The sequence below is a fragment of the Croceicoccus gelatinilyticus genome (genome assembly GCF_018398395.1).
In the GTDB taxonomy this organism is placed as follows: Bacteria; Pseudomonadota; Alphaproteobacteria; order Sphingomonadales; family Sphingomonadaceae; genus Croceicoccus; species Croceicoccus gelatinilyticus.
The window spans coordinates 1-16,653 of record NZ_JAHCBF010000008.1 but is presented as its reverse complement, the minus strand read 5'-3'; the positions used below and the strand labels follow the sequence as shown (position 1 = coordinate 16,653).

Annotated in this window: 14 protein-coding genes; 8 read left to right on the top strand and 6 right to left on the bottom strand. The window is 61.6% G+C overall.

Annotated elements, in window-relative coordinates:
* Positions 1-3 precede the first annotated feature (3 nt).
* Positions 4-1,515: a winged helix-turn-helix domain-containing protein gene (locus KIH45_RS15670; RefSeq protein WP_213176949.1), complete on the bottom strand. Its 1,512-nt coding sequence runs from the start codon at positions 1,513-1,515 to the stop codon at positions 4-6.
* 238 nt (positions 1,516-1,753) lie between these two features.
* Between KIH45_RS15670 and KIH45_RS15665 the strand changes: the two genes are divergently transcribed.
* Positions 1,754-2,119, top strand: coding sequence for a UrcA family protein (locus KIH45_RS15665; RefSeq protein WP_213176948.1), 366 nt, complete (start codon positions 1,754-1,756; stop codon positions 2,117-2,119).
* A 15-nt stretch (positions 2,120-2,134) separates the two neighbouring features.
* On the opposite strand, the gene KIH45_RS15660 is transcribed toward KIH45_RS15665, so the two are convergent.
* Positions 2,135-2,773 (bottom strand): TetR/AcrR family transcriptional regulator, encoded by a 639-nt coding sequence (locus tag KIH45_RS15660; protein ID WP_213176947.1) that lies wholly within the window; start codon positions 2,771-2,773, stop codon positions 2,135-2,137.
* A 113-nt stretch (positions 2,774-2,886) separates the two neighbouring features.
* Between KIH45_RS15660 and KIH45_RS15655 the strand changes: the two genes are divergently transcribed.
* From KIH45_RS15655 to KIH45_RS15635, 5 genes are all read left to right on the top strand, one after another.
* A complete protein-coding gene (locus KIH45_RS15655) occupies positions 2,887-3,858 on the top strand; it encodes a sugar phosphate isomerase/epimerase family protein (RefSeq protein ID WP_213176946.1) in 972 nt (323 codons plus the stop codon).
* A gap of 31 nt (positions 3,859-3,889) precedes the next feature.
* A complete protein-coding gene (locus KIH45_RS15650) occupies positions 3,890-5,062 on the top strand; it encodes a hypothetical protein (RefSeq protein WP_213176945.1) in 1,173 nt (390 codons plus the stop codon).
* Positions 5,059-6,318 (top strand): FG-GAP repeat domain-containing protein, encoded by a 1,260-nt coding sequence (locus KIH45_RS15645; protein ID WP_213176944.1) that lies wholly within the window; start codon positions 5,059-5,061, stop codon positions 6,316-6,318. Before KIH45_RS15650 ends, KIH45_RS15645 begins: the two co-directional genes overlap by 4 nt.
* A gap of 77 nt (positions 6,319-6,395) precedes the next feature.
* Entirely contained in the window at positions 6,396-7,847 is a 1,452-nt protein-coding gene (locus KIH45_RS15640) for a hypothetical protein (protein WP_213176943.1), read from the top strand.
* Between the two features lie 115 nt (positions 7,848-7,962).
* Entirely contained in the window at positions 7,963-10,071 is a 2,109-nt protein-coding gene (locus tag KIH45_RS15635) for a TonB-dependent receptor (RefSeq protein WP_213176942.1), read from the top strand.
* A 453-nt stretch (positions 10,072-10,524) separates the two neighbouring features.
* On the opposite strand, the gene KIH45_RS15630 is transcribed toward KIH45_RS15635, so the two are convergent.
* Positions 10,525-11,151, bottom strand: a complete 627-nt coding sequence (locus KIH45_RS15630) for a TetR/AcrR family transcriptional regulator (protein ID WP_213176941.1) — start codon at positions 11,149-11,151, stop codon at positions 10,525-10,527.
* Between the two features lie 241 nt (positions 11,152-11,392).
* Between KIH45_RS15630 and KIH45_RS15625 the strand changes: the two genes are divergently transcribed.
* Together KIH45_RS15625 and KIH45_RS15620 are read left to right on the top strand one after the other, a co-directional pair.
* On the top strand, positions 11,393-13,564 hold the full coding sequence (locus KIH45_RS15625; protein ID WP_337925498.1) for a beta-glucosidase family protein: 2,172 nt from the start codon (positions 11,393-11,395) through the stop codon (positions 13,562-13,564).
* A gap of 176 nt (positions 13,565-13,740) precedes the next feature.
* Positions 13,741-15,081: an MFS transporter gene (locus tag KIH45_RS15620; RefSeq protein ID WP_213176939.1), complete on the top strand. Its 1,341-nt coding sequence runs from the start codon at positions 13,741-13,743 to the stop codon at positions 15,079-15,081.
* Positions 15,082-15,309: 228 nt separating this feature from the next.
* Here the strand turns inward: KIH45_RS15620 and KIH45_RS15615 are convergent, their stop codons facing one another.
* The 3 genes from KIH45_RS15615 to KIH45_RS15605 all read right to left on the bottom strand — a co-directional run bounded on the left by KIH45_RS15615 (position 15,310) and on the right by KIH45_RS15605 (position 16,246).
* The gene (locus tag KIH45_RS15615; RefSeq protein WP_213176938.1) at positions 15,310-15,519 is read right to left on the bottom strand and encodes a hypothetical protein; all 210 of its coding nucleotides are present in this window, start codon (positions 15,517-15,519) and stop codon (positions 15,310-15,312) included.
* 151 nt (positions 15,520-15,670) lie between these two features.
* Entirely contained in the window at positions 15,671-15,958 is a 288-nt protein-coding gene (locus KIH45_RS15610) for a hypothetical protein (protein ID WP_213176937.1), read from the bottom strand.
* 51 nt (positions 15,959-16,009) lie between these two features.
* Positions 16,010-16,246 carry a hypothetical protein gene (locus KIH45_RS15605; RefSeq protein WP_213176936.1) on the bottom strand — a complete coding sequence of 79 codons (237 nt, stop codon included), beginning with the start codon at positions 16,244-16,246 and terminating at the stop codon, positions 16,010-16,012.
* Positions 16,247-16,653: the final 407 nt, after the last annotated feature.

The window sequence follows — 16,653 nt, the reverse complement described above, 5'->3', positions numbered from 1 at the left end:
CGGTCAGGCTCTGCGGTAATCAGGCTGCGAACCAGCAGCGTCCCAGTATTCGGCAAGACCAAGTCGCGCCACTAGGCGCTCGAAACGCCGATCGGCGCGCATGGGCGCAGTGACCGGCTCGAACAACTGGCGCGTATTGCGCCATTTGATCGACACGCCGCCGTCGGGCGTAAAGTCGGGGATGCTGTAGCCTTCGTTGAAATAGTAGGCGTCAGCCACGACAAAGGCCTCGTCCACGCGGTTTAGCGCGCAAAGCCCCCTCATCGACAATTCCGCCTCGTAAACGCAGATCTTGGCCCGTTCGCGCAACATGCTGGTTGCGGCGTCGACCTGGCCCTCCTGCCGAGTTTCAAGCGCACTGGCCAGCAATTCGAACCGCGCCACCCTGTCGGGGAAGGTCCCTGTCGGCGCATTGCGCGTGTCATGCGCCAGCGCCACCGCCGCGCCGACATCGCCGCTGAACAGCTTGATGTAGAGCCGCGTCAGCCAGATCGAAATCTGCGTCGGGTAGAGCGAGGTCGCCCGCACCAGTTCACGGTCGGTCTCTTCGGCAAGGCCCGCGCTCCACAAGGCGCGGATCATGTTGTTGCGATCCGCAGGGGTCACCGGCCCGTCTGGGAGTGACCGATAGAGGTCGACCGCTTCAGCATTGCGCCCCACGAACTGCAGCGTGTTGGCCGTACACACGATCGCATCATAATTTCGCGCCTCTGCCTTCAAGGCGCGCTGCTGGCATTGGTCCCGCTCCATATAACTGCCGATGCAGGGCAGGGAGACAGAGACCGCGATTTCAGCGCACGCATTGTTTTGGTCAATCTCCAGCGCCTCTCGTGCGGCGGCAAGGGCACGGGACCGCATGACCTCAGCCTCTGCACGCAGCCGCGTGTGGGACACCAGCCCATAGCCCAGCGCCAGACGGCCCCACCCGTCCGCAAAAGCCGGGGCTTGCCCGACGACGTTTTTCAGCAAGCCGATCGCCTGATTCTGCGCATCGCGGGTTTCCTGCCCCAGCAGTTGCCGCGACTGCGCAAGCAGCGCCATGATCTCGGGTGATATTCCAGCGCGGTTGCGCGTTCCCGCGTAGATGCCGACCCCGCCGACCAGAATGGCGGCCAGTGATGCGGCAAGCACCTGTCGGCGGCTGGTCGTCAGCGGAGATGACGGCGCGGCGTCCGGCTCTGCCTCCAGCATCAACCGGTATCCAACCTTGTGCAGCGTTTCGATCCGGGCGATGCCGTCACCGACTTTCGCCAGTGCCTTGCGCAAGCGGGAAATCACGCGGTTGAGAGCATCTTCGCCAACGATCCGGCCGTCCCAGCAAGTCTCGATGAGATCATCCCGCGTGACGATCTCTCCATCGACGCGCGCAATCGCGATCAGGACCTGCATGACCCGATGCTCCAGCACGACGCGATCCCCTTCGGGGCCGACAAGTTCGCGCGTGCGTGGAAGCACGGTGAACGGACCGGCGGTAAAGTCGGGCTCGTGTGCGAGATCGATTCTGGTTGCAGCCATCGTTCATGGCCTGAATTTGCTTTGAAATGGACTGAATAAATTTACCGCGCGACAGTGAAGCGAGTCAATGTATCGCGAGATGCGGAAAGAACGGGATTAAGGTGCACGTCGCATCTTTTCCTAAAAATACAGGCTTTTGTCAGAAAGGCATCAGGTAAATATCAGGTCTTCATCCTAGCGATACGGCCATCTCTGCCCGCATTCTCTGCCCATCATATTGCGATGAAGGAGAATGATCATGTTGCGTCGCGCAAGTTTGATAACTCTTGGTTATGTCGCGGCCATCTTCGCGGCCAACGCCTTTGCCGAGCCTGTGACCGTGACAGCGACGAAAGTCGTCCGGGTCAGCTATGCCGATCTCCGGCTCGACACGGACGATGGACAGAAAACGCTGAGGCAAAGAGCGCGGGAGGCCGGGAAGGAAGTCTGCGGCTTCAACGAATGGCCGCTGGAAATGTCAGTCGTGCGGCATACCTGCCTCAGGGCCGTGATGCGCAATGCCGACGGCCAGATCGAAGTCGCCACGCGGCAGGCGGTCCTGCCGCCCGCCTTGGCAACGGGGCAGTCACCCAGCAGGGAAATCGTCCTTGCAGTCGCGCGCTAGGCCGCTGACTTCGGCTTACCGGGAACTGCGCAATTGCGCGATGGCTGCCGCGACGTCGGCAGCCGGATCGCAGTCCGGATCAATCAGCGCCTGAAGCTGCAGGCCATTGGCCAATGCTGACAGCTGCCGCGCGCTGCGGGCGGGATCGAACGTGGGCGGGATCGCGCCTGCCTCCTGCTCGGCCATGATCGCGTCGGTCAGGTCCTTAAGCACCAGGCCCTGCCGCGCTTTCATGAAGTCATGTGCGGGGTGGGTCGGCGCCACCGCCTCGTTCATCAGCGAGAGGTAGAGATGCCCGATACCCGGCGCTTTCGCGACGCGCCGGACAGCCGCGATATAAAGATCGAGGCTAGGCAATTTCAGACCGGCATCCTCGGGCCGCTCGACCGTGTCCTCGTCCCACAATTCGATCACGCGCTGCAGCAGGTCGTCCCTGTTTGCGAAGTAGTAGAGGACGTGCTGCGCCTCCATCCCCAGCCCCTTGGCCAGTTCGCGAAGCGATTGCTGCCGATAACCTTCGCGGGCAAGAATATCGATCACGCCGCGCAGAATAAGCTCGCGCCGGGCCCTGCCCTTTTCGGAATTGGGCTCCGTCTCCGCAAGCGACTTGCGCCGGACCTTGGTCTGCCCCGAACCCATCTTTGCAACCGTCATGACACTAGCCTCTAGCACGAAACGCCGCGTGAGAATGAACGGCAGGCGGATAGTTTTTTACAATGTAAAAGATTTGTTTGGCCGCGAAGCGAATGCAGCCTTACCCATTCCGCATGGCTCAGTTTCCCATATCGAACCGCCCCCGCGCGGCGACACTTCGCACCACCCGCAGGACCGCACTTGCAGCCGGTTTCACCGCCCTTGTCACCTCCGGAATGCCGGCGTGGGCGAAATCGTCGAACTTCTTCGCCTCCAACGATCTCCCGATCGGCGCTCAGCTTTACACACTGGGCGATAACGTCGAGAAAGACCTGCACGGATCGTTCGACAGGTTGGCTGAAATCGGCTTCCGATCGGTCCAGCTTTCGGGGCTGCATGGTCACAATGTCAGCGACCTGCGCAAGGCCGCAGATCTGTCGGGCCTCAAGATCACGAGCATTCACCTCGGCGATACCGATCTTGGCAGCAGTGCCGACGATGCCATGCGGCTTGCCGACGACCTTGCCGTTCTGGGCACGCGCGAAGTCGTGATGCGCATGTTCATTTTCCCGCGCGACGTCGCCCGCAAGCCGGACGAACCTTTCCGCGGATGGCTGGACCGCGCGGTGCGTGAACAGGGTGCCGGCCTGTGGCAGCGCACGGCGGCCTTGCTGAACGCACGCGGCGAATTGCTGCGCGAAGCGGGCGTTGCGCTTAGCTACCATAACCACAACTGCGAATTCGCGCCCGTCGGCGACACGACCGGCTGGGGCATCCTCATGCAAGAGACCGAACCTGATTTCGTCAGCTTCGAAGTCGATGTCGGCTGGGTCGCCGCCGCGGGCCTGGACCCGGTCAATTTCATCACGTCGATGGCGGGGCGTACGCGCCTGATGCACGTGAAGGACATTTCCGCGCAGACGCAGCCCAACTTCGGGTTCGAGCAGGTCTCGGCCGCCATCGGCAGCGGGATCATCGACTGGGCCGCGCTGCTGCCAGCCGCTTATCAGGCAGGCGTTCGCCAATTCTACGTCGAGCAGGAGCCCCCCTTCGAAGGCGGCAGGTTCGAAGCGCTCGCCAAGGGATATGCCTTTCTCGCCCGCTGAGGGCCGCCTCACCGTTTTCAAAGGAGAGACCATGCCACGTCAGAGCATGCCAGCTGCCTGGGCAATCGCCCTTTTTGCAACGATTGCCCCGACCAATGCCTTGGCGGAAGACGCGCAGATCGACTACATGACCGCGCCTTACGAGATCGAACGCGTGCTCGATCATGGCAGCCGCCCGGACTGGTCCTTCGACGGCACTCGCCTTGCTTTTACCGAGGCGGATACGCGCAATACGCCCGCCTCCGAAATCGACCTTGCGACGGGCGAGGTGCGTTGCCTCACCTGTCACCTTGGCGAAGATCGCGATGTGACGCGTATATACTACTTGCAGGACGACAGCTTCCTGCTGCTTGCCCCCCGTCGGCGCGATGCCGACGGAACGCGACCTTCAGGGCAAGAACTGTACTGGATGCCGGCAACGCTCGGCGAGGTCCAGCCGCTGGAGGCGAACGCCTTCGGCGAGATCGCGATCTCGCGCAACACAGGCGCTGGCGGAACCCTGATCGCATGGGGCGATGCCAGCACCGGCAAATCTCTGGTCCGAATGGCCAGACTGGTGGTGGAAGATGGCGAGGCCAGCCTGCTGGACACTCGCACTCTATACGACAGTACCGAGCCTCCGACGCTCGCCGGTGTGACGGTCGCCGAAACCTACGGATTTTCGCGCGGGGACAGTGCGGTCACGTTTTACACGATCATGGACCGGGGCGACACGCTGGACGGCGAAATGGTGGAAGTCGACATCGCCAGCGGCAAAGTGACGTCTCTCTATAGCGATCCTTCGCACAATGAGACGCACCTCTTCGCCGACGAACGCTTCGGGCTGGAGGAATCCAATCGTGCGTCTGACCCGCAGGGTCAGTGGCGCGGGCTGAGCAGTCATGGCGAAGGCTTCATGGCCTTCATGCAAAGGAAGGTCGACTGGCCCCTGCCTGTGCCCGAAACCTTGCGGAGCTATGCGCCGGCAGGGCCGAACGCTGGCTTTAATCGGCCCTTCGACCTCTACGTCGTCGACCGCGAAGACCCGTCGAGCCCCCGCCGACTGACATGGTTCAGCGACTTGGGCGCAGAGGCGCACCAATCGGTCATCTCGCATGACGGAAAGCGCTTCGCCTTTGCGCTGAAGACGCGCGAAGCGGTGGGATTTGCGGGCCGGGCCGGACTTTACGTCGGCACGTTTGGTGAAAGCGGGGATGCGCAATGACCAAGGCATTTGGCAGATCACTCGCCGCTCTCTGCGCCCTTGCCGCCGGCAGCGCGCACGCCCAATCCGCGGCTTCGCCTGAATATATCGATGCCACGCGCATCAACGTGCCCATAGCCCCATGGCTGCATGCGCTGGATGCCGTATTCGTCGATGTCGATGGGGATGGCGATCTCGATGTGGTGGTCGCCGTCGAGTACGGGGTCAACCGGCTCTACCTGAACGACGGCCATGGCACCCTGACCTGGGTCGAAGGCGCGTTCGGATATGAGCGGCACGACAGCGAACACGTCGATAGCGCGGACCTCGACGGCGACGGCTTCGAAGACATCGTCTTCGTGTCAGAGGACGACGGCGTCCACCAGCTTTTCCTCGGCGATGGGAAAGGCAGGTTCACCGATGCGAGCGACCGGCTTCCCAAGGGAAGCGAGGGCAATGCGCTGGCGATAGGTGATGTGAACGGTGACGGCCTGCCCGATATCGTGATCGGCAATACCAACGAGAAAGGAACCGGTTCGGCCCAGAACTTTCTCTTGCTTAACGATCCGGACCGGCCCGGCCATTTCATCGATGTGTCCGCAACGCACTTGCCGCAAAGCGAACTGGGCACGCAGGGCATCGTCCTTACCGACATGGACGGGGACGGCGATCTCGACATGCTGATCGCCAATCAGGATCCGCCGAACCAGCTGTTCCTGAACGACGGGACTGGCCGGTTCAGTGACGCATCCGACAGGCTGGACATCACGGTTCCGATGATGACCCGCGAAGTTCACGTATTGGACGCCAACGCGGACGGGCTTCCCGACATTCTTTACTTCAACCTGACCAGCAACAACCGCAGGTGGGACAAGGACCCGCAAACACGTTTGCTGATCAATGACGGCAAGGGGCGCTGGCTAGACAGAACGGACGGCAATCTGCCCGAACATCGCTTTTCCAGTTGGGGCGGTGAAGTCGTCGACTTCAATCACGACGGCGCGCCCGACATCGTCGTCAGCGCCATCCAGATCCCGGGCCACGTACCGCTGCAAGTTCGCGCCTGGCAGAACGACGGCAAGGGTCGCTTTACGGACGTGACCCTCCCGATGATCCCTTCCGATACTGTCGGCCGCAGTTGGAGCATGGGGAAAGGCGATCTTGACGGCGACGGCAAGGACGACCTGTTCATCGGTCAATGGGGGACGCAAGCGCGGCTTCTTCTCACCAACAAGAGCACGGTGAAGCGCCCACGCTTCATCCCGCTGGGCAAGTGACAGCGATGCGGGTTTCTGGTCTGCTTTTAACTGGCTTGCTGGGTGTTGGCCTTGCGGGATGCGTCACCGTCCGGCCCGTGGATACGCAGAGTGCCGACGCGGTGATCGATACGGCCACGTTGCCTCTGGTAGGCACGACCAGCGATCGCTTCCTGTCGTACAATGTCGAAATGGTCGAACTGACCGGCGGTCGCTTCTGGAAACCTTACCGGGGCGGTGTCGCGGACAAGGACGATCAGTACGAATACCGCCCGCCGATTGATCTGTCCCATCCGCGGATCAGGAAACTGGCTGCCGCGCTTGGCCCCGCCTATGTCCGGTACAGCGGGACTTGGGCCAATGCGACCGTCTACCTCGACGAAGAGGCCCACACTGGCCCCGCCCCGGAGGGTTTCGATGCCGTCCTGACCAAGGCGCAATGGCGCGGCGCGATCGAGTTCGCGAAAGAAGTCGATGCCGGTATCGTCGTCTCGATGCCGACGAGCGCGGGCACCCGCGACGCTGATGGCGTCTGGCAAAGCGGTGTGGCTGAACGCTGGATGCAGGCCACCGACGAACTTGGCGGCGTTATCGCGGCGACCGAATTCGCGAATGAACCGAACCTCATCAGCGGCACTCAGCCGCCAGCGGATTATGCGGCCGCCGACTATCGGCGCGACTACGACAGGTTCCATGCGTGGATGAAAGCGCGGTCTCCCGACACGCGCATCATGGCTCCGGGCGCTTTCGAATTCGGCGGTGGCAGGGAACTTCCCGCTTTCATCAGGACCCTGCCTGCGCAGGATCTGGTTCCGGGCGGCGAGACCCGGCCCGACGTCGTCTCTTTCCATTTCTATGGTGAGATTTCGAAGCGTTGTTCCGGCGTGACGCCTGACCCTCGCGGGCCGGAATGGCTTTCCCGGATCGATGGAGCGATCGCCAATACCATGCGCCTTCGCGATGCTCTTGCCCCCGGCGCCCCGGTCTGGCTCAGCGAAACGGCGGAGACAGCCTGTGGCGGCAACCCGCAAGCCGCGACTTTCGCCGACAGCTTCCGCTTCGCCGATCAACTGGCAAGCGCGGCCAAGCAGGGCGTTTCAGTCGTCATGCACAACACTCTGGCGGCCAGCGACTATGCGTTGCTCGACGAAGATACGTTCGCACCTCGGCCGAACTATTGGACGGCCTATCTGTGGCGGCAAACGATGGGGAGCCGGGTTCTCGGTGCAGCAATCCTTGGCGCCGAAGACGGTCTGCGCCTCTACGCGCACTGCCAGCGTGGCGTGCCGGGCGGTGTGACCTTGCTGGCGCTGAACCTCGATGGGACGGATAGGAAGGTTCTACGGATCGATGGTCCCGCCCAAGTCTACAGCTTGACCGGCAAAGACGATACCAAAGCGACGTACCTGAACGGACAGGCCTTGAGCCTCGGCCCCGATGACGAATGGCCTGAAATACATGGCGAAAGCGTCGAAGGGCCGGTGAGGCTTGCCGCGGCGAGCATAAGCTTCATCACGCTACCTGACGCCGCCAACCCGGCCTGCCGATGACGCCTTAAAGCAATACGACGACGGAGATCGCCAAAGCCGCTGTTGCTTTTGCGATCTCCTCGCATTAGCAGTCCCGGCGAAATTGCGAATCAATCGCAATCCTCGGGAGGTTCTGATGTCTGTTCGCCGCTTTTCCGCATGCTCCATCCGCACGTCGCTTATGCTTGCGTCGGCGCTGGCTGCATTTCCGGCGTTTGCGCAGGATGACGGTGATCGCCGCTCTTATCTCCCGCAGGAAATCGTCGTCTCTGCCGACCGTGATGGCTACGCCCTTGAAGACGGGTCCAGCGCGACAAAGACACCGACGCCGATGATCGATGTCCCGCAGACCGTTTCGGTCATCACGCGCGACCAGATCGATGACCAGGGCGTCAGCCAGTTGAACGACGCACTTCGCTTCGTCGCCGGTGTCTCTCTGGAATCGGGCGAAGGCCACCGTGACGAGGTTTTCATCCGCGGTCAGGAGAGCACGGCCGACTTCTACCTCAACGGACTGCGCGACGATGCGCAGTACTATCGCTCGCTCTACAATATCGAGCGTGTCGAAGTGCTGAAAGGCGCCAGCGCCCTGATCTTCGGTCGCGGAGCGGGCGGCGGTGCGATCAACCGCGTCAGCAAGACCGCCCGTGCGGATACCGCCTTCGTTTCGGCGGAGAGTGCAGTCGATACGTTCGGCGCATGGTCGCTGTCCGCAGACGTGAACCAGCCGCTGTCGATGATTGCGGCCGCGCGTCTCAACGCGACGTACGAGGAATTCGACAGCCACCGCAACGAATACGAAGGGCGCTTCTTCGGCATCAGCCCGACCGTCACGCTTGAACCGGGCGACGATACGCGTGTTATCCTCGGCTATAGCTACGACGATGACGAGCGTGTGACCGATCGCGGCGTACCCTCGCTGAACGGTGCGCCGCTGACGGGTTATGACAAGACGTTCTTCGGCCAGCCCGGCTTCAACGAAGCCAGCGCGCAGGTCCACATCGCGCGTGCCCGCGTCGAGCATGATTTCTCCGACGCGCTGAGCGTGAACGTCAGTGGTCAGTTCGCTGACTACGACAAGGTCTATGCCAACATCGTCCCTTCGGGCACCGACGGAGACACGGTTTCGCTGTCCGGCTATCGCGATGCGACCACGCGCCGCAACTGGATTGGCCAGGGCAACCTGGTCTGGCAGGGCGACACCGGCGGCATCGGCCACACGCTTCTCGCTGGTTTCGAAGTCATCCGTCAGGAAACCGGCAATCCGCGCGATGTCGTTCACTTCGGTTCTGTCGACGGGCCCACCTCGACAAGCGTGCCGCTGGCAGACGAGATCAACGTTCCGGCGTTCTTCCTCGAACCGCTGGCCCGCGACCGCGCGTCGGAACTGACTGTCCTGTCCGCCTATGTGCAGGACCAGATCGAGCTGGGCGAGTTCGTCCAGATCATCGGCGGCGTACGGTTTGAAAGCTTCGATCTCGAAACCGTGAACCTCGTCAGCGACACGCCAGCATCGCGCAAGGACGAAAAGTGGAGCCCGCGTCTTGGCGTCGTGGTGAAGCCGCAGGAAGAGCTTTCGCTTTATGCCAGCTATTCGGAAAGCTTCCTGCCGCAAGCCGGTGATCAGTTCGTCCTGCTGAGCCCGACGTCGGCAGAGCTTGCGCCTGAAAAGTTTGAGAACATCGAGGCCGGCATCAAGTGGTCGCCGCGCCCGGAACTGCTGCTGACCGCGGCCGTGTTTCAGCTTGAACGGTCCAACCGCCAGACGACCGACCCCGACAATCCGGGCTTTGTCATCCTGACCGGCAAGACCCGTACGCGCGGGTTCGAGGCGCAGCTGGCTGGTGAACTGGCTCCCGGCTGGAACGCGAACATCGGCTACAGCTATCTCGACGGCAAGGTCCGTTCACGCGTCGGCAGCACCGAGGCTGGAACCATCCTCGAGCAAGTGCCCGACCATCACTTCACCGCGTGGACGCGCTACGACTTCTCGCCCCGCTTCGGCATCGGCGGGGGCATCGTGCACGCATCCAGCCAGTATGCCTCGCTGAGCAATGCGGTGAAGCTGCCGTCCTACACCCGCGTCGATCTTGCTGGCTATTTCGATGTCAGCCCGAACGTCGCGCTGCAGGTGAACGTCGAGAACCTGTTTGACGAGGATTACTATCCCAGCGCGCACGGCGACAACAACATCCAGCCTGCCAAGCCGCTGAACGCATCGGTTAGCGCGAAGGTCCGTTTCTGACGGTCAACACAGGCGCATGTCCGGTCGGTGGCCGGGCATAAGCCTGATGAGCCAACATTGCTTGAACCCGCTGCGGTTTCGCGGCCCGTCCGCCCGCGTCCGCTAGCCAGTGGTCTGCTGAAAAAAACTGCGCCTGGCGCTGTCGCTGCGAACCGGATCCCGATCGCAGGAGCCCGGCTGGTAGGGGGGATGGGGGGATAGCCGGGCTCCTGCTTTGGATCCCGCGCGAGGGTCGCGTGGTTCGCGCAGGAAATCTGATGAGTCTTGGAGAGAGAGGTTTGACCATCAGAAATCTATTCGGCGCGGACGCCGAATAGCGCCCCTGATCCCGTAAGGCGTGAGACCAGGCGCGGCGCCCAATTCGACCATTTGGTTTATTTTGTCAATGGCGCAGCCGATGACCTAGCGGAAATAACAGGGTGTCATTTTTCCCAGGCTCAGGCGTGAGGATTATTAAGGGCGCAAGGTCAGTCCGAGGACCGATTCCGCATATGCATCGATCGCCGCGTCATCCATCGGGTCATATCCGGTAGCTAACCGCGATTCGGCAGCCAGCAGAAAAGGCATCTGCGTCATGCCAACATAGGCATAGAGCATCGCCGGCACCGGCATCCGCGGAAGGTGCCCTTCGTCCATCAACTGGGCCAGCATCGGCAGAACGCCTTCATGGTTTTTGGTGACGAATTCATCGATCATCCAGGCCAGCCGCTCTCCGCCACGGATCGTTTCGGAAATCGTGATCCGTGCGTGTTCGGGATGCTTGGCGCAATATCGCACGTACCGGCGCGTGACCCGCCGAAAGCGTTCCACCAGGGGCAGCTCGGCTTCTTCTTCCAGCATCACGACGACTTCTTCGTCGAGCACGCGGAACATGTCCCTGACCGCTTCTCGCCAAAGCTGCTCCTTGCTGCCGAAATGGTAGATCACCATCGAGTGCGTGGCACCGGCTTCGGCCGCGATGTCGCGGATGATCGCCCCGCTAAATCCCCGCTCTGCGAAGATTTCGCGCGCCTTTTGGAGAATCCGGGCCTTGGTCTCCTCGGACCGCGCCTGGCTGGGTTTCGAAGGTTTTCTCGGCATTTCGACGCGATAGCGCGGCGCATCAGACCGCGCCAGCCGTCACATGCATGGGGTTTGCTGAACGGCATTTGGCATACCCTGTTGACGCCAAGGGCTGCTCCATCCAAAAACCAACCAATTGGTTGATTATATTTTTGGAGAAGTCATGCGCCTTCCCACGCATCGGTTACTTGCTGCCATTTCCATACCTGCGGTCTCACTTGTTTGCGCGGCGCCCGCACTTGCGCAGGCTGACGACGCAGTGGCGACCGACCCAGTCGAAGAGCGCGCAAGGCAAGTCGAAGCGCAGATGACCGACGAAGAGCGGATCGGCCTGACCCGCGGATATGTCACGATGCCTTTGCTTAGTAGTGAACCGCCGGCAGAGGCGCGGACGGGTGCGGGCTTCGTGCCCGGCGTGCCGCGACTGAACGTGCCGCCGCTTTGGGAAACCGACGCCACCATGGGCGTCACCTGGCTCGACGGTGCGCGCGGCAGCGGCGCGACGCAGCTTCCCTCCGCCATCGCGCAAGGTGCGACGTGGAACGCGGATCTTCTGGAAGAAGGCGGCCGCATGATCGGGGCCGAAGCCCATGCCAAGGGCTTCAACGTCCTGCTGGCCGGCGGCATCAACCTGATGCGCGAAGTTCGCAATGGCCGCACTTTCGAATATCTCGGCGAAGATCCGCTCCATTCGGGCCTGCTCGGCGGTGCCGCGATCCGGGGCATTCAGTCGAACAACATCATCTCGACCATCAAGCATTTCGCCATCAACCCGCAGGAAACGGGCCGCCAGATCATGGACGCGCGCATCAGTGACGCGAACATCCGCGAAAGCGACCTGCTTGCGTTCGAAATCGCGATGGAGATCGGCAATCCCGGCGCCGTCATGTGCGCTTATAACGCCACCAACGGACCGCTCAGCTGCAACAGCAAGTACCTGCTGACCGATGTGCTGCGCGATGACTGGGGCTACAAGGGCTTCGTCATGTCGGACTGGGGCGCGGTCGAATCGCTCGATTTCGCGATGGCCGGGCTGGACCAACAGTCGGGTGCGGAATTCGATGAAGGTCTGTTCCTTGGCGAACCGCTGCTGGAGGCTGCGCAGCAGGACGAGGCCTGGTCGGCGCGCCTTGGCGAAATGGCCCGCCGCGTCCTTTATGCGATCTATGACCACGGGCTCGACACCAACCTTCCGGTTGAAACTGCGGTCGACGCTGCTGCGAACGAAGAGATCGCACTGCAGGTCGCGCGCGAAGGCATCGTTCTTCTCTCCAACCCGAACGGCATCCTGCCGCTTGGCCCCGATGTGGAATCGATCGCTGTAATCGGCGGCCATGCCGATGCGGGAACGATGGTCGGCGGCGGTTCCTCGCGCGTTTTCGGAGACGAAGGCCCCTCGATCACAGAGCCGGGCCTGCGGGCAGAACATGCCACCTACGCCTCCTTTACCGATCCCGCCTTCAACCGCTCGGCCCCGCTAGCTGCACTGCGCGAGATGGCACCTGACGCAAAGATCGACTTTCGCGACGGACGCTATGCATCCGAAGCGGCGCAGCTGGCATCCCGCGCGGATATTGCGATCGTCTTTGCCGACCAGTTCATGACCGAAGGCTTCGATGCGCCGGATCTCTCGCTCCCCGATTTTCAGGATGCGCTGATCGCGGCTGTCGCGGCAGCAAACCCGAATACCATCGTCGTGCTGCAGACCGGCGGGCCGGTCACGATGCCGTGGAAGGACGATGTCGCCGCCATCGTGGAGGCATGGTACCCCGGCGCCCGTGGCGGCGAAGCCATTGCCGAGGTGCTGCTGGGCCGTACCAATCCGTCGGGCCATCTTCCCATCACCTTCCCCGCCGACATCGATCAGACACCGCGCCCCGTGCTCGACGGACAGGGCGACATCACCCCCAGCTTCTTCGGCAAGGGTGCGCCGGGCCAGAAGATCAGCGTGGACTACGACATCGAAGGCTCCGACGTCGGCTACCGCTGGTTCGCGAAGCAGGGGGCCACCCCGCTTTTCCCGTTCGGCCACGGTCTGAGCTACACCGAATTCGAATATGGTGACCTTGCTATCGAGGGGGCCGAAAACGGCAGCCTGTCGGCCCGCTTCACGATCAAAAACGTGGGCGATCGGGCTGGCGCAGACGTTGCGCAGGTCTATCTCGTCTCGGTCGATGGAGAAACGCGCCAGCGCCTCGTCGGATTTGCCAAGCGCGAACTGGCACCAGGCGCATCTGCCGAAGTCAGGGTCACGTTCGATCCCCGCGTCCTGTCCGAATGGAACGGCAATGGCTGGACGGCAGAAGCGGGCAGCTATGCCTTCGCACTCGGCCAAGATGCATCGGACACCGATCGTCAGGTCGCAGTCTCTTACGCAGGGATCGAGCTGGATGAAGGCGGCAATCGCGTCGGTACGAAAGCGAGCCAGTAATCAGCCAGCTTTCCTGCCTTTACGCCAAAGTCGTTCTGGGGCGGGGGATCGCCCCCTCCCCAGCGATAGCATGCGATGCGGAGCCCAGGCGCAAGACGCAGGCGGATAGACGGCATCTGTCGAACAGCGCGCCGATGCGTGAAACGAACAGCAGGCAATAAGGCCGGATCGCATCCATGAGACAGCAGACCAATACCGTGCGGGCCGCATTTCTCGCGACGACAACCCTGTTCTTTGCTTGGGGTCTGATCACCTCGATGCTCGACCCGCTGGTTGCAGCCGTGAGGGGGATCTTCAAGCTGTCCAACGTTGAAGCGCAGTTGTCGGCCTTTGCGTTCTTCATCGCTTACGGCCTGATTTCGATGCCTGCGGCGACACTCGTTTCGCGAAACGGTGCGGTCCGGGCGATCCTGCTGGCCCTTGTCACGATGGTGCTAGCCTGCGGCGTCATGCTGGGCGCAGCCAATGTAGCCAGCTACGCCTTCGTTCTGGTCGGCCTGTTCCTCCTCGCCAGCGGCATCACGGTTCTGCAGGTCGCGGCAAACCCCTTGGCTGCTGCATTGGGCGACCCGTCGCGAAGCCATTTCCGGCTAACCCTGTCGCAGACCTTCAATTCCTTCGGCACTTTCATCGGCCCGTACCTTGGCGCGGTCCTGTTCCTTGACGGGATCGAAGTCACCGAAGGACAAGCCGTCACCCCTGCCGCACGCGATGCAGCACTCGCAGGAATTGACCGGGCCTATTTCTGGATCTGCGGGTTGCTCATCATCCTGCTCGCGTTCTTCTTCCTGTCGCGCAAGGTTCTGACCAGCGCTGCTCCTGCAAAGGGCGGGCAGTGCATGATAGCCTTGCTGAAAGACGCGTTGTCCGCACGCTGGGCCCTGATCGGTAGCGGCGCGCTCTTCCTTTATGTCGGTGCCGAAGTGGCAATCGGCACGCAAATGGCGCTGTTCCTGAATTCGCCGGACATCTGGGGCCAATCCGACGCTGCCTTCGCCGTTCCCCTGCTGGGCCACGCGATGGCAAGTGACGGGGTTGTCGGCGTCAGCCTGCAGGAAGCCGGCAAGGCCGTCGCATTCTATTGGGGAGGCGCGATGGTCGGACGCGCCATCGGCTCATTCCTGCTGGCGCGGTTCGATGCGGCAAGATTGCTGGGCATCGTTACGGTGACAGCCGCTTCAATGTGCGCCTTCATCGTGCTGAACGGCGGGGTAGCTGCCGGATTCGTGGCGCTGGGTATCGGCCTGTTCAACGCGGTTATGTTCCCGCTGATCTTCACACTGACTTTGGAGCGCTCGACCGCCAATCCAGAAGCGACATCCGGCCTTTTGTGCACCGCCATCGTCGGCGGCGCGATCGTGCCGCTAGTGACCGGCAAAGTCGCGGACCTGTCGGGTTTCGGGCAGGCGTTCGTGGTCCCTGCCGCCTGCTACCTGCTTCTGTCAGGTTTCGCAGCGCTCACGATGCGTAGCCGTCAAGGTGATGCATACCGCCGAGGGCACGCTCAGCCGGATTGAAGGAGAGTTGGCGCACCGGACCGGACAATAATGGGCACTCAAATCAGTGGATAATTTCGGTTCCATCGCCCTGCTGAGGTATGCCGTATGGCCCCAGCACAGTCCTTTGCCTCCCCCCTGCCGAGGCTTGTGAAACTGCCATTGGGTTGAATGGCTGCACAACTGAGGCGGCATGACCATGTCTGGCCATACAATGAGTACACAGACCATTCAGCCATTCTATGGAGGCTACCTCTTCTGAAGGCGCCAAACCCCTTGCTCGTCCTTGACCAGATTTCCCAAGAACGCGCTGCCGTACCAGACCGAAGCATGCTCGCTTGCAGTTTCGCGCGACAAGCGGTCGATGCCGATGGCAAAGTCCAGGGCCTCGAACTCCGAACTGCCACTTTCTTCGCCGCCGCTACCGAATTGGAAACGGAAAGTTTTTGCCGCTTTCATGTTTATGTTCCGGTGCAAGCTGTCGGGTTTGCAGAGCGTTTCGACTGAAGTGGCGTCTCAATATCGGTCGTGTGGAAAGAGCCACTGCGAATAGCGGGCGGCGACTGATTTCGAGCCGGTGGATCTGAAGCTTGATAACCCCATCACCAGCCTATTTTGCCATGAAGTCAGAACATTCCTTGGCCGAATCTGCGGCCACCCCTTCATCGATATTGTTATTGGAGAAATCCTTTGCCATCTGATCTAGCAGCGTATCGGCCTCGGCCTCTGACAGAAGATCGGCATTGCGAGCCGACTGGATGGTCGCGCAAACGCCTGTAGTAATCCCGGCCGCAGCGCCCGCACCCGCCAAGGTGCCTCCGGCCAGTACCGTTCCGCCGACAGATCCGAGGACCAGTCCGGCGACAAGGCACAGCAAACCTGTCCAGGTCTTACTCATTGTATTTCTTTCACTTTGTCAGGTCGGAAATCTCGGCACAGGCGTCCGGCCCTATTTCTTCCAGAACCAGTAGATGATCGCCGCGTTGATGGCGGGAGACAGTGCCGCAGAGGCAAAGCCGGAAATACCGACACGAGCCGCCAGAACATTCCAGGGCAATCCGAGAGGCATGAGAAAGACAACAGAAAGCGGATCCTTTTCCTGGCCGAACCATCCGAAGGTGCCGATCAGGAAGAGAAGCAGAGCGAACCCGTAAAGACCCAGAAATATGAAAAAGAACCATTTCATGATCGTTCTGTTTGCCCCCTTCTTCTACACAAATTTAGGTCGGCCCCGCACCGGTTAATGGGGTCCCGATGCAGGGCCGACTGCGTCCGTCCATCGACGGCAGCGCGGGTTGATTCCGATGTCAGCGATGTCGATCAAAGGTCGCCTTCACTACCCGTGTAGGAAACGTCGCCAATTGAGCCGTCCTTGTAGCCAAGGCACCGCCACGGCTCTTCGACCCCTTCGACATTCACGTAGATTTCGATCGCGGCTTCGGATTCCTCGATACGGCTGGTCCCGTTCGGCTTGTCGCCCGTGAGCTGGGCGATCCGGGCAAGACACTTTTCCTCTTGTCGCGTAGCCCTTAATTGTGAGATGAGAAATCCAACGAAATCAACGGCCTTGCTTTGCCCTTAAATATGATATTT

Coding starts and splice junctions, on each gene's coding strand:
- KIH45_RS15655 (WP_213176946.1), top strand. CDS start 2,887: ATGGCTCAGTTTCCCATATCGAACCGCCCCCGCGCGGCGACACTTCGC.
- KIH45_RS15635 (WP_213176942.1), top strand. CDS start 7,963: ATGTCTGTTCGCCGCTTTTCCGCATGCTCCATCCGCACGTCGCTTATG.
- KIH45_RS15620 (WP_213176939.1), top strand. CDS start 13,741: ATGAGACAGCAGACCAATACCGTGCGGGCCGCATTTCTCGCGACGACA.
- KIH45_RS15605 (WP_213176936.1), bottom strand. CDS start 16,246: ATGAAATGGTTCTTTTTCATATTTCTGGGTCTTTACGGGTTCGCTCTG.
- KIH45_RS15650 (WP_213176945.1), top strand. CDS start 3,890: ATGCCACGTCAGAGCATGCCAGCTGCCTGGGCAATCGCCCTTTTTGCA.
- KIH45_RS15615 (WP_213176938.1), bottom strand. CDS start 15,519: ATGAAAGCGGCAAAAACTTTCCGTTTCCAATTCGGTAGCGGCGGCGAA.
- KIH45_RS15665 (WP_213176948.1), top strand. CDS start 1,754: ATGTTGCGTCGCGCAAGTTTGATAACTCTTGGTTATGTCGCGGCCATC.
- KIH45_RS15660 (WP_213176947.1), bottom strand. CDS start 2,773: ATGACGGTTGCAAAGATGGGTTCGGGGCAGACCAAGGTCCGGCGCAAG.
- KIH45_RS15645 (WP_213176944.1), top strand. CDS start 5,059: ATGACCAAGGCATTTGGCAGATCACTCGCCGCTCTCTGCGCCCTTGCC.
- KIH45_RS15670 (WP_213176949.1), bottom strand. CDS start 1,515: ATGGCTGCAACCAGAATCGATCTCGCACACGAGCCCGACTTTACCGCC.
- KIH45_RS15610 (WP_213176937.1), bottom strand. CDS start 15,958: ATGAGTAAGACCTGGACAGGTTTGCTGTGCCTTGTCGCCGGACTGGTC.
- KIH45_RS15630 (WP_213176941.1), bottom strand. CDS start 11,151: ATGCCGAGAAAACCTTCGAAACCCAGCCAGGCGCGGTCCGAGGAGACC.